General features: G+C 41.5%; 10 protein-coding genes and 1 pseudogene. 5 read left to right on the forward strand and 6 right to left on the reverse strand.

Annotation, left to right across the window (positions count from 1 at the left end):
- The first annotated feature begins 212 nt into the window (after positions 1-212).
- Positions 213-3,038, forward strand: coding sequence for a DUF3131 domain-containing protein (locus FNW02_RS20275; protein ID WP_191759311.1), 2,826 nt, complete (start codon positions 213-215; stop codon positions 3,036-3,038).
- Positions 3,039-3,193: 155 nt separating this feature from the next.
- Here the strand turns inward: FNW02_RS20275 and FNW02_RS20280 are convergent.
- From FNW02_RS20280 to FNW02_RS20290, 3 genes and pseudogenes are all read right to left on the reverse strand, one after another.
- A pseudogene (locus tag FNW02_RS20280) lies at positions 3,194-3,598 on the reverse strand (putative CRISPR-associated protein); the annotation flags it as partial.
- A complete protein-coding gene (locus FNW02_RS20285) occupies positions 3,576-4,361 on the reverse strand; it encodes an RAMP superfamily CRISPR-associated protein (protein WP_191759313.1) in 786 nt (261 codons plus the stop codon). The pseudogene FNW02_RS20280 and the gene FNW02_RS20285, both read right to left, overlap by 23 nt.
- A 15-nt stretch (positions 4,362-4,376) precedes the next feature.
- Positions 4,377-4,877, reverse strand: coding sequence for a hypothetical protein (locus FNW02_RS20290; RefSeq protein WP_225225785.1), 501 nt, complete (start codon positions 4,875-4,877; stop codon positions 4,377-4,379).
- Positions 4,878-5,468: 591 nt separating this feature from the next.
- Between FNW02_RS20290 and FNW02_RS20300 the strand changes: the two genes are divergently transcribed.
- The 3 genes from FNW02_RS20300 to FNW02_RS20310 all read left to right on the forward strand — a co-directional run bounded on the left by FNW02_RS20300 (position 5,469) and on the right by FNW02_RS20310 (position 8,731).
- The gene (locus FNW02_RS20300; protein WP_191759315.1) at positions 5,469-7,484 is read left to right on the forward strand and encodes a glycosyltransferase; all 2,016 of its coding nucleotides are present in this window, start codon (positions 5,469-5,471) and stop codon (positions 7,482-7,484) included.
- Between the two features lie 136 nt (positions 7,485-7,620).
- Positions 7,621-8,331 (forward strand): PIG-L deacetylase family protein, encoded by a 711-nt coding sequence (locus FNW02_RS20305; protein WP_191759316.1) that lies wholly within the window; start codon positions 7,621-7,623, stop codon positions 8,329-8,331.
- Positions 8,332-8,404: 73 nt separating this feature from the next.
- Positions 8,405-8,731: an STAS domain-containing protein gene (locus FNW02_RS20310; protein ID WP_191759317.1), complete on the forward strand. Its 327-nt coding sequence runs from the start codon at positions 8,405-8,407 to the stop codon at positions 8,729-8,731.
- Between the two features lie 63 nt (positions 8,732-8,794).
- On the opposite strand, the gene FNW02_RS20315 is transcribed toward FNW02_RS20310, so the two are convergent.
- Positions 8,795-9,985, reverse strand: a complete 1,191-nt coding sequence (locus FNW02_RS20315) for a PP2C family protein-serine/threonine phosphatase (protein ID WP_191759318.1) — start codon at positions 9,983-9,985, stop codon at positions 8,795-8,797.
- A 151-nt stretch (positions 9,986-10,136) separates the two neighbouring features.
- Between FNW02_RS20315 and FNW02_RS20320 the strand changes: the two genes are divergently transcribed.
- A complete protein-coding gene (locus tag FNW02_RS20320) occupies positions 10,137-10,553 on the forward strand; it encodes an ATP-binding protein (RefSeq protein ID WP_191759319.1) in 417 nt (138 codons plus the stop codon).
- 238 nt (positions 10,554-10,791) lie between these two features.
- On the opposite strand, the gene FNW02_RS20325 is transcribed toward FNW02_RS20320, so the two are convergent.
- Positions 10,792-12,144, reverse strand: a complete 1,353-nt coding sequence (locus FNW02_RS20325; RefSeq protein ID WP_191759320.1) for a selenium-binding family protein — start codon at positions 12,142-12,144, stop codon at positions 10,792-10,794.
- 69 nt (positions 12,145-12,213) lie between these two features.
- Complete coding sequence (locus tag FNW02_RS20330; RefSeq protein WP_191759321.1) at positions 12,214-12,831, reverse strand: NIL domain-containing protein; 618 nt, start codon at positions 12,829-12,831, stop codon at positions 12,214-12,216.
- Between the last annotated feature and the right edge of the window lie 24 nt (positions 12,832-12,855).

The raw sequence follows: 12,855 nt of genomic DNA on the forward strand, positions 1-12,855 counted from the left end.
CAACGGAGGTTCCCTCCGCAAGGGGGTGGCTCCCCATGAGCGACTGGCGTGGGCTAGGGGGGATCTAGGTTTCAGCCTTCAGTGCGTAAGTCCTATAAATTACCAGATGCTTATCATAATTCCCTACTAACTCCTGTCTCCTAACTCCTATATCTCCCATCTTCTACCTACCTCCTGTCTTCTACCTCCTGTCTCCTACCTCCTAAATTCTTATGACACACAAACCCCGTCAACAAAAGCTGTTGAGATGGATTGCATTGCTCCTGGTGGGGACATTTCTGCAATTTTGGTTGTACATCCCAACACCAGTCTTATCGCAAAATTCTAATAGCTGTAGCAATATTACAGTCCCGCTCACACCTGATGAACAGATTTACGCTCGTGCTGCTTGGCAGTATTTTGTCAAAAACTATCAGCCAGCAACCGGATTTACTAATTCCACCGGGGGTTATCCTTCCGGCACAATTTGGGATATGGGTAACTACCTGATGGCGTTAAATGCTGCACGCTGGTTGAATCTGACTGACCAAGCAGACTTTGATGCTCGTCTCAATAAGTTTTTGACGACTCTTAGTAACCTGAAACTATTTGAAGATACCTTACCGAATAAAGTCTATAATGCCGCCACTGCACAGATAGTTGATTACGGAAACAATCCGATTGAACGGGGTATTGGCTGGTCTGCTTTAGACCTTGGTCGGATGCTGGCTGCATTTGATGTCATTCGCAGCTGTCATCCTGAATACAATGATTGGCTAAAAGGTATTGTAGCGAAGTGGCAGGTAGGGCGATCGCTTAAAGATGGACAACTTTTTGGAGCTACAGTTCTACCAGATAACAAAACATTACTGGTGCAAGAAGGAAGACTTGGCTATGAGGAATACAGTGCTAGAGGCTATGAGCTTTGGGGTTTTCCAGCACCGAAAGCTATTTCTCTAGATCCATTTAAGTTGGTCGAAATCAATGGTGTTCAGATTCCAGTTGATACCCGTGATTTCAAAAGCACCAACGCTAATAATTATGTTGTCAGTGAGTCTTATATCCTTGATGGCATTGAATTTGGCTTGCAAGGTGAGTTAGCTGATTTTGCTGCTAGGGTCTTAGATGTCCAAAAACGGCGCTACGATGCCACCGGTCAGCTGACTGCGGTTACAGAAGATAACATCGATCAAGCACCGTATTTTCTTTACAACACCGTCTACGCAAATGGTGAAACTTGGGCAACAATCACCGATACCAACCAGCCTTACCCACAGCTACGCAGCATCAGTACAAAAGCTGCTTTTGGCTGGCGCTATCTGTTCCCAGATAATGCCTATGCCCAAAAAGTTTTTGATGCAGTCAAGGATCTCCGTAGTCCCGATGATGGTGGCTATTATGCTGGCATTTATGAGGAATCAAAGCAACTTAATAAAGCCCTGACTGGCAATACCAATGGGTTAATTTTGGAGATTTTATACTATAAAGCTAGGGGAAATCGTCCTTTAATTGGATCTGCTTCTGTTAGTGTTTCTACTGCTAAGCCCAGTGCTAATGCTCCTTCTGCAACACCCTCAAATCAAGCGAATTCCCCTGTTACGACTGCGATCGCAACTCCTGCGGATACTTCTAAGGTGATCGAGGTGAGCGTTGCACCCATTCCACCAGTTGGGAGTCAAGAGCCAAAATCTCAACTTAAGTTAGCTCGACCGCTGACGATTATTGAACGGCGCTATGCAGAAGCGGCATGGCGCTACTTTCAGGCAAATTATCACTCGAAGAGTGGGCTAATTGATGATCGCAGTGATTTCAAAGGTGCAACTCTCTGGGGTTTAGGTGATTATTTAGCAGCACTCCATGCAGCGCGATCGCTCGATATCATTACTGCCAAGGAATTTGACCAGCGTACCCGTCATCTTTTAGCAGCCTTGACAAAACTCCCGCTATTTGCTGGGGAGTTACCAAATCGAGGTTATGATACGCGATCGCTGCAACCTGTAGATTACGGCGGTAATCCAGTTCCAGAAGGTAACGGCTGGTCATCTCTTGATGTAGGTAGGATATTGGCAGCGCTTTACAACTTAAAAAGTTGCCATCCAGAATACACAGCAGCAGTTGATCAAATTGTGCTGGATTGGTCATACTTGCGAGTTGTGCGCGAGGGTATGCTCTCTAGCGCCACTGTCACCAAAGATGCTGGGCGATCGCTTACTCGTGTTAATCCTGAAACCCGCTTGGGCTATGAAGAATATGCAGCTCGGGCTTTTCAATTATGGGGATTTGATGTGACGCGTTCTGCTATTGGGGGTGACTATCAAACTGCTTTGGTGGAGGGTGTGAAAGTGCCAATTCAGCGCCGCAGAACCGACACTAACTCAAAAAACCAATACACAGTCAGCAATCCATTCTTGCTTTATGCTCTGGAATTTGGACTAGATCCGCAAATGCGATCGCTATTTCAGCCAATTTTCCAGGCACAAGCCGAGCGTTACCGTCGTACCGGAACCCTTACAGCCTCCGCTACCACCTTAATTGATCGCAAACCCTACACTGTCCACAGCACCATTACTGGACAAGGCGACCCTTGGGTGGCTTTAGGAGATGATGGTCAACCTGTACCAAAGGGGCGAGTAGTCAGTACAGCAGTGGCTTTTGCGTATCATGCCCTGCTTCCAGAAGACAAGTATGCTCAAGAGTTAGTGCGAGGGACGACAGATTTATATAACCCGTTAACTGGCTTTTATGAGGGCTTCTATGAAACCACAGGTAAAACAGCGATTGGTTTCACTAGCAGCACCAACAGCATGATTTTACAATCTTTGCTTTACACAGTAATGAATCGGCAACCCTTGATTCGTCCATCTACAGCCATGAACTCTCCTTGGTGGCAGACTGTTGCCAAGGGAAATTCTGGTCAAGGTTTACCCAGTACTGCCACACAAAAAGCTAAGTTGATTTCTGATAGCTCCGGGAATTACTGGGTTTCGGGGAAACGCGATGGGCTGCGCCCCGCCCTAGGCGATCGCACCTCAGTAAATCCAATAGAAGCTAGCAGATAGGCTGTAGCAGCACAAACAATACTACCCCAGGCATTACGCACACTCTACGAAGTCTTCTCTACGAAACGCTACGCAAAGGCATTCTTCTATTTGCTGGGTAAGGCCACTGCGTAGCTCACTTCCCCATAAGAGTAGGCGGTTTGATAAACTTATTACTAAGGATTATTATTGATTTCCGGTTCTAAACCATAGCGACGTAATATCAATTTTCCCTGAGAAATAGTATTACTAACCCGTGTATCTTGAGTTACTCGAAAATGGTCGATATTTCCCTTATTCACATAGCGGTCGTACTGTATCCCTCCATGTTGCCGAAGAATTACAGTGTCACCATTTGACTCATCCAATAAACGTGTCACTGTCGCTAAAGTTTCTTGTAATTTGACTCGTTTAAATTTTTCTTTAACTCTGTTATAGTCACCCCTAAAAGTATCTTGATACTCTAATCTAGAAAAGGGGATTAAATCACCTGCGAGTAAATCATCTTTACACTGATTCCAAATCAGTTGTCCCCAGGTTGAAAGTGTCATTTTTCCATCAACTTCCCCTAGCATCGTTTGCTTCTTTAATAGCAATAGGAAATATCAAAACGCTGCTTTCTGGTAAAGCCTCAACCCCAAAAAAATTCTCTACTTTTTTGACATCATTATCTAGCTTGGTACGAGTTTGACGGTAAAGTGCCATGTCATGAATAATACCGATTTCGCTATCATCAACCACGACTAAGTTATCTAGTTCAACCCCATCGGAAACCCAATCAGATAGCTGGGGATTGGGGGTGAGGTCGTCCAAAAAGCCTAAATTGAAGAAGAGAAATTTGCGATCGCGTTTGAGTTTCGCATTTCCAGGTTGGGGTAGCTGTGTAAGTTTTGTTTTCCCGTTTTCTGTAACTGTTGGTTTTCCTGTAATCTGCTGATAGCGCTTCAGCAACCGACGACAAGTTACCCAGATAATAGGTTGACCGGGACAAAATACGGGAAGCCATACCAGAGAAGCATATTCAAACTTTACTAATGCTTCTGTAGTTTTGTTTTCCTCTCCCGATATGGCTTCATGACCGTACCATTTTCTTTCTGTTTCGTTTTTGATTTTTTCTAACTCTTCTTGACTTTTTCCATTACCACTAATTTCTGTGTTATCAACCCTTATCTTTTCCCGCATATCTGCCCTAAATCTACCTCGAATTGAACTACCAGGAAGAATCCCTGTCTGAGTAAATTGGTCGCGGAAAATTAGGTTAAGATTACCTGTTTCTTCCCCTGCACTTGCTCCAACGTGCAGAGGTGCTAAGGTTTCAATAATACCGTAGGCTTTTTGATACATTTATATAACTCCCGATTAATTACCTGTACTCGCTAAAGGTAGTGCCAAACCGCATCCCCAACGCTTCAAAGATGGGCCTTCTTTGGGGAACCAATTGACATCCCAATCTTGCCAAGGTTGATTTATTGGTTTTTCCAACACGTAAACAGTACCCGCAGGAACAGCATAACGTCCTCTGGAAAGTAGCTTAATTTCACCCTTTCTTCCTAAGCGGTAACGGAAGGGTATGGGACGTTCTGTGAACAATGCTTTTAGTTTCCAAACATTTTTTTCTTGGCTTTCTGGTTCTGGTTGTTCGTAGAAAGCCTTATCGCGTTTTTCTAAGTAAACAGGTTCTCGCTGGGATAACCGATTAGAACCCCAAACCGCAGGTGTAATTAAGGCAAAAGTATTTTCTACGGGTGCTTTTAAAAAGTGATCAAGTGTGCTGCAACTGCTGCGATCGCCTACGTGCCTACCATAGGCGATCGCAAAGTCCAAAAACTCTCTCAAAGCCTCATTTAGCCTAGAACTCACGGCAAGCTTAATTTAGTTCTTTGTGCTTTACATAAGGCTTGTTAATTATGAACTGAACTTGGGAATACTTGTTATGAAGCAATGGCTTCATTACTTGCCTGACCGCAAGAGCAAAAGACATGAAAATTCACAACCCTGGTAATCATTTCAAATTTATGTGGAAGAGACGCGCAGCCTTTAGCAACCAAGCAGTTGTGAAGCCTAGCAATACATCTATATTGTAGGACTTACGCACTGAAGGCTGAAACCTAGATCCCCCCTAGCCCACGCCAGTCGCTCATGGGGAGCCACCCCAAGGCGGAGGTTGCCGACGCTCGTTCGCGCAGCGTGTCACAGACAAGACTCGCTCTAAGCGTTGGCGATCGCGCAGCGTGTCGCAGACAAGCCTCTCGAACAGAAGGCTTTACGCTGCGCTATCCGTTGTGGGGAGTGGCGTGGAAACCCCCTTGGCGCAGCCTCAAAGTAGAGAAGACCGCGCTGGCTCCCCTTCAAAAGGGGGAAATTTATAAAGCCCCCTTTTGAAGGGGGTTGGGGGATCTGAGTACGTAAGTTCTGTATTGTTGAGTCTGTATTTTTATTTTTGGTATCAATATGACTTCAGTTTCCGTTATTGACAATTCATCAACTTTTTCAGGCAATAGTCGCTCAATCTTAAAAAAAAGAACGCTGTTATTTCGCTACTTGGCAGAAATCAATTTAATTTTTGGTATTTGGTATTTGCAATGGCGCATCACCCATTCAATCAATTTTGAGGCGCTGTGGCTCTCTATTCCATTACTGCTAGCAGAAATTTATAGCTTTTTTGGTGGTGTAATGTTTGTGATTGGCTTGTGGCGTCCTTTAGTTCGACAGATTAAATCTATCGACCAGATGACCCCACCTCTACCCAGATCTGAATGGCCTACAGTAGATGTGTTTGTGACTTGCTACAACGAACCACCAGAAATTGTAGAACAAACTGCTCAAGCGGCTCTAGCAATGGATTATCCTCCAACAAAGTTGCGCGTTTATGTGTTGGATGATGGTAACTCAGCTGCTATGCGAACTATGACCGAAAAGCTCTGTATCGAAGATTTACAGTCCCCACTACTACAGCAAGAAGCTGCTCAGATTTACGCAGAACATGCTTATTTATTAAAGCGCTTTCAACAACTCGAAAAGTTGACACCTAATACTCAAGCCGCTGAACAATGGTTACAAGAATTATCACCAGAACAAGCTCAAAGTCTTGACCAAACTGCCGCTAGATTTGTGCAAAGTCTGCAACAATTAGTTCTATGGTTACATCCTGCTCATCAAAGTATTAGCAATTCTCCTGCAACAACATTAAGCGATCGCCTCACCGCTGAACGGCTCTTATTAGAAGAAGCTATTCGCCAAAAAGAACTTGAACTAGTTGAACTTGCTCGTTTTCGCTACATTGCTCGTCCGAAACCAGCTGGCATACCGCACCATGCTAAAGCTGGCAATCTCAATTATGCGATTTTTTCTGGAGAAACTTCAGGAGATTTTATTCTTACCTTGGATGCTGATCATATTCCCAAGCCACAATTTCTCAAGCGTGTCTTGCCATATTTCTACACTTACAATATTTTCACAGGAAAATATGAGCAGAACCGAATTGCTTTTGTGCAGACTCCCCAGGATTTTTACAACATTCCTCCAGGCGATCCTTTTGGACATCAAGCGCATTTATTTTATGGCCCACTCCAACAGGGTAAAGATGGCATGAATGCTGCCTTCTATACAGGAACAGATGCAATATTGAGGCGTGAAGCACTAATTAATGTCGGATTGCAATACTTTTCTGATGAGTTTGCTAAAGATGAAAAACGTTTAGAGGAATTTCAATTAGTTGGTGGTGTATCTAGCAACAGTATTACAGAAGATATGAATACAGCTATGCGTCTGCATGGTGCTGGTTGGAAATCTGTTTATCATCATGAACTTTTAGCAGAAGGTTTAGCACCTGATGATTTAAAATCTACTTTAAAACAAAGATTACGGTGGGCACAAGGTACTATTCAAGTGCTACTTCGAGAAAATCCACTCACCAAATCAGGACTAACATTTTGGCAACGGTTGCATTATTTTAAGACAATGTATAGTTACTTTTCTGGTTTTGCTACTGTTATTTTTATCTCTTGTCCAATTATTTATTTTTTCACTGATATAGTTCCAGTAAAAACCTACGGCCCTGATTTTGCTCTACACTTTTTCCCAGCTTTTCTGATCAATCGCCTGACTTTTATTGCAGCTACTTGGGGCATTCCCGCTAGAGAAGTTTGGCGAGCCGAGCAATACGCGATCGCCTTATTTCCCTTATTTATCCAAGCTGTATTGAGTGTGTTTATTGGAGGCAATCTAAAATTCCAAGTAACGCCTAAACAGCGCCAGTCTGGAATTTATCTCCAACTTGTTTGGCCGCAATTACTCGTTTTCCTCTTTACTATTTTAGGTATACTGTGGAGTCTTTACCGCTTTGCAATTGGTCATTTAAATTCTCCTTGGGTTCACCTATTAAATAGTGCTTGGGCTATTTATAATTTGTTACTTTTGTGGGCTATTATCCGCGCCTCTTTCTGGCAACCAGAAAAAGAGGTTTAATAATTTGCTGTACTTATTATTTATAATTTTTTAGTTTTGATTGTCATTAGTCATTTGTATGTGTAAAGGACAATCCTCATGAGGAATATACAATTCTAATCATGCCAGTTAATGCACTTTAACAAAAGAAACAGCTATGAACACTTATTTGGACTCCAACAAATTTGCTCAACAAACTGTCTTGACAATTTATGCTCATGCTGATGATGAAGTATTGCCTGCTGCTGGTACTCTCAGTTTAATGTCTAAAACGGGATGGAACGTTCGCTGCTTGATTTTAACTGATGGCAGTCTTTCTAGCTCGGATATAAAGGGTACACGTCATCAAGAAGCAGAGGCAGCTGGTAAAATTATTGGCGCAACTTATGAGTTTTACGCTCTTGAGGAATGTAATTTCTCAACACAAACAGTGATTAAAGTTGCCGAAGAAGCTATTAAACGTTGGCAACCAAATCTGATTATTACTCATGCACCACAATCTGAAAAATATGGGCATAGAGATCATGAAGTATGTGCGATCGCAATTTCCAATGTGGCTACTCGTAAAAATATTCCTCTGTGGTATTCAGCGCCACCTGTTTTTTTGCGCGGGTTTGAACCAAACTTTTTTGTAGATATAACCTCTGTGATTGAGGAAAAAATTGCAGCTATTGGTTGTTATGAATCAGAAATGTCTAAAGCATTTATGCAACTCGACGCCATACTCGTTTTATCTCGATTTTGGGCACGAGAATTAGGTCAAAAAGATGGTTATTTTGAAGCTTTTGAAATTGCTCGACAATGGGTTGATGCTAGCTTCTTTGCTGCAATGGCAAACAGTAATAAACAAGTATTAACCCAAGAATAATTGTATAATGCCTTGCCGTTTTAGTAGTCAAATGCCAAAATAGCAATGTACAAAATAATAGAAATTTAAAACTATGAATCCTAAAGTAACAGTACTGGAACCAACTGGTATTTTAGATGGTATTAGGGGCAATCAACTACGTCAGGAAGTTAGTGAGGTTATTAAGAACGGCTCTGATATTTTGTTGATTGACCTTAAAGATGTAAAGTTTGTTGATAGTTCTGGTTTAGGTGCTCTAGTATCAGCAATGCAAATGGTACGAAAAGCAGAGAGCAAACTCTTTCTCTGCTCTGTTAATGATCAAGTAAAGATGCTTTTTGAATTAACTAAACTGGATCGAATTTTTCAAACATTTACTGATCAAGATGAATTCAATCGCCAAGTACTTGCAACCCAATAAGTTACTCAGCAATTGAGAATTTAAAATAACATTCAATAATCATGGATACAAGTTTTATCCATATTAACCAAAGTCAACTTTTAGCAAAGACAAATCATCATCAAAATTGTTCTTGGTATTTAAAGCCATAATATGAGTTAATATCTGGTTTATATGACGAGTATTTTCTTGGCTACAGTTGATTAATAAATCAATAAAAGCTTCAATACCCCACATCTTGCTGTCTGGCTGATTAATTTCGTAAGCACCATCACTAAAGATGTATAAAGTGCTATTTTCTTCGATATCAAAGGCAGCATCATCAAAGTTGACATCAGACAAAAAACCAATTGGTAGATCTAAAGAGTCTAATTGTCTAACTTGGATTTTTGTCGCAGGTGTACCCGATAACAGTATACCCGGTGGATGTCCAGCGTTAGCATAAACGAGTTGACGTTTAGGACGGTTATAAACTCCATACCAAATTGTGAAGTATTTATCACCGTGATTTTTCATTTGAAAAGCATGATTGAGTGCTTTTAGAACTTCGCTAGGTTGACAGAAGTTAGTATTGGGCAGAGATTGCGATCGCAAAACATTAAGTACAGATACAGATAATAGGGCTGAACCTACCCCATGTCCTGAGACATCCAACAGATAAATAGCTAAATGATCATCATCGATCCAGTAATAGTCGAAGCTATCACCTCCCAATTGTGTTGAGGGAATAAACAGTGCTTCTGCTCTGACTGCTCCTATAAGCGTTGAGGGTAGAAGCGATCGCACATAATCAGCCGCCTCAGCCAATTCTGCTTCCAAAATTTGCTTTTGAGTTTGTAAATTCTGATTGAGTGTCTCTAAAACTTGTTTTTGACTTTGTAAATCCTGATTCAGTTGGTGTAACCTCAGCCCTGCTCTGACTCGTGCTTTTAATTCATTCATCTCAATTGGCTTCGAGATAAACTCGTCTGCTCCCGCATCCAATCCCCTAACTCGATCTTCCTCTTCTCCTGGAGCTGCTCCTTTTGCAGTCAACAGAATAAAAAAAGTAGTTGCTAACTCTGGATTTGCCTTAATTCGGCGACACACTTCCAACCCATCTAGCTGTGACATCACCCAGTCACAAATAATTAGCGCGGGACGTAGCAGTTGGGCTTGCGTGATTCCTTCCTCGCCATTGCTGACTACAGTTGTATCATAACCCTGTTTTTGGAGTGTTCTTTTAAGTGCCGCTCGCACGATAGGATCATCATCAATAACCAAGATTTTTAACATAAACTACATTGTAATAAGTAGAATAAAAACTAGATAATTGTTCTCATTCAAATTACATGTAATTTAATTAAGAATGTATAGTAAAATTACTCAAATTCAATAAATTAATTCTCGAATATGATAATGTCAAACTATATTTAATTGCTAAAAAGTGAATAATCACATTCATCTAAAAGTTAATACAGACCTGACCGCTTCGTCTCAGGTATTATCTTGGTTCGAGCAGATAAACCAACCACCCATTCCAGATAAAAAAATATGGTGGCAATGTCAAACGTTGCTGATAGAAGGTTTCGCTAATATTGTTGAACATGCCCACAAAAATTTACCGATTGAAACTCCTATTGAAATAGAAGTTTTACGGTTAGATAAACAGATAGAAATTCGCATCTGGTCGCAGGGTGAACCTTTTAATTTAGAGCAACAATTGCAAGAAATATCTGAATTAGAGGAGAATGATCAAGAGCGTGGGCGTGGTTTGAAAATCATGTCTGCAATTGCTGACGACTTAAGTTATGAACCGACAGCAGATAATCATTATTGTTTATTTATTAGTAAATATTATTAAATAGGGCGTTGCTGAATTGAATATGAAGTTTAAAAATCAACTCTTCTCAACTCTTACTCTCTGCGGTTCTGTCTTGGAAAGTTCTGTTCGCCGGAAGCCGGCGCACCCTGCGGGAAGCAAGCTACAGACTTTCCGCTGCGTGATCCAAATTCATATTTCTACTCAGTAACGCCTTAAATAGACTTCTTACAAAAATACTTGAGCCGTCATATTAGCCTATATTTTTACTTGCCCTTTGCTACACCCAAATATCAGAAGTACAATCACCGCCAGGATAGCGCATCTCATGAGCACGAGCTGGGCCTGCGGGTTCTTTACCAAAATCAATATAAAAATTTTCGTTGATTTTTAGTCCGCCATTTTCAGTGTCGCAATCAATCTGCAACAAATATGAGCCAGTCTTGGACATATCAGGGTAAAACTGATTATCCCAAGTGCTAAATAGGGAATTCGTTACATATAGCCGCTTACCATCAAGACTTAGCTGTAGCATTTGCGGCCCACCAGCTAATTTATGACCTTGAATTTCGCCGCTGTTACCCAGCAAACCACCGCACCAAACTTGACCAGTGAGTTTAGGATTAAAGGGATCGCTAATATCGTACTGGCGAATATCTCCATGCAACCAATTGGAAAAGTAAATATAGCGATCGCACATTGAAATTAAGATATCAGTAATCAATGATGGCACAGGGATCGGCCAGCCTTCCACTTCCACCGATGGCACATCAATCACTTTCTTTATTTCCCAATGAGCATTAGACTTGTGCCAATGCCATACATTACTACTAAGTGCTGCTGCGACAAATCCATGAGTGCTGTCAGGATTATGGTGAAAGCGCACTTCTAAGGGAAGTAATCCTTCTTCTCCTAAATCAAAACTTTGGATAATTTCGTGTTTTGACCAATCCCAGAAATGTATATGATGACCATAGTTGTCAGCTGCTATGTCGTTAAGGTCAAATCCAGGATAATAGGTTTTGGGTGCGCCCCACTCGCTACTCACCATAACGTTATGACGCGGCTGATACCAAAAGTCATAGTTAAATCTCATGGCGTCGGCTTTGTTTTCCCAGCGTCCAACAATATCAAAATTCTCATTTAGTAATAAAAAGCCACCAGGGCCATTACCCTCACTGTCACCCAGCATGGAAATCATCACATGACCATCTGCTAGGCAGTGTACTGTATGAGGGGCGGTTAAGTTAGTCTTTTCTTTGATTTCTTCTGGTTCAATGACTTTATGCAGTTTGGGTGCTTTTGTGTCTGCTGTATCAACAATATAGATGCGGCTAGAGCGTTGTCCAGGAATCACACTGAACCGCCGGGATTTACTGGTGTCGCCATGACAAGAACTGCAAGCATTCCAGCCAAAGTGATGTAACTCATCGCCAATATAAGGTACAGATAGGCGATGAATCACTTGGGAGTAGGTTGGGGAATTGGGATCAACGTCTACGGTAGCAAGATAATCTGGCTGTTCGATACCTGTATTCGTATAGAGAGCGATAGTATAAAGCACCTTTTCCTGTTCTGCATTGATAGCTGCTTCTGGAGAAGCGTAGCCAGGGCCGCAGCAAGCATGAGCCATAGTTTTGTACCTCTAATACACTATGAAAAATTGTAATTATTTTGAATTTTTGCAGATTGGGCGATCAACTTATAACCAAATTTGCAAGCCTAGTTGTTTTAAATACCTTAAGCCAAAAACAATCTGCTGCGGACTACCCCAAATTTCTAAATCAAACCAACCATCATCTTTAGTATCTATATTTAATGAAGCTCCAACTATATTTACAGTTAATCCAAATGAAACCAGTCCAGTAATTACCGGAGAATAACGGTAGTTTTGGGAAATGCAGACATGAAATTTCGCCCGATTTGTTTGTCTTTGGACTACGCTCCAATCAAATTCTGATTTATTGTCTTGGATTTGGGGACTTGACTGGAAGCTATTACAGCGATCGCTACTCACACCTAAGCACTTTAGCTTTTCTGTCTCTTGCTTCCCAAGGCTTTTGAAATTTAGCTGCTCAATCTCTATATCCAGCTTTTGGAGATAAGCAATACCTGCTTCTACCTGTTGAAAACAACCTTGTATTTCCAGATTAAACCAACCATCGTCTCTCGTATCAACTTTTAAAAGAGCTGCTGCAATATTTACTATTAAATCGTAGCGAGAAACTAATTGCGAGATAATCGGTTGGCGATGGTAGTGCTGAGGAATACGAATGCAGATGTCACTCACCGTGGAATTAACAGTTGTAGATATCATCATTTTGTTCCTCTTATCAAAAGTTCA

It is taken from the genome of Komarekiella delphini-convector SJRDD-AB1, from assembly GCF_014831675.1.
GTDB lineage: Bacteria > Cyanobacteriota > Cyanobacteriia > Cyanobacteriales > Nostocaceae > Komarekiella.

Bases quoted from the DNA above. Each gene is read 5' to 3' on its own strand.
- FNW02_RS20275 (WP_191759311.1), top strand. From the start codon at position 213: ATGACACACAAACCCCGTCAACAAAAGCTGTTGAGATGGATTGCATTG.
- FNW02_RS20285 (WP_191759313.1), bottom strand. From the start codon at position 4,361: ATGTATCAAAAAGCCTACGGTATTATTGAAACCTTAGCACCTCTGCAC.
- FNW02_RS20300 (WP_191759315.1), top strand. From the start codon at position 5,469: ATGACTTCAGTTTCCGTTATTGACAATTCATCAACTTTTTCAGGCAAT.
- FNW02_RS20305 (WP_191759316.1), top strand. From the start codon at position 7,621: ATGAACACTTATTTGGACTCCAACAAATTTGCTCAACAAACTGTCTTG.
- FNW02_RS20310 (WP_191759317.1), top strand. From the start codon at position 8,405: ATGAATCCTAAAGTAACAGTACTGGAACCAACTGGTATTTTAGATGGT.
- FNW02_RS20315 (WP_191759318.1), bottom strand. From the start codon at position 9,985: ATGTTAAAAATCTTGGTTATTGATGATGATCCTATCGTGCGAGCGGCA.
- FNW02_RS20325 (WP_191759320.1), bottom strand. From the start codon at position 12,144: ATGGCTCATGCTTGCTGCGGCCCTGGCTACGCTTCTCCAGAAGCAGCT.
- FNW02_RS20330 (WP_191759321.1), bottom strand. From the start codon at position 12,831: ATGATGATATCTACAACTGTTAATTCCACGGTGAGTGACATCTGCATT.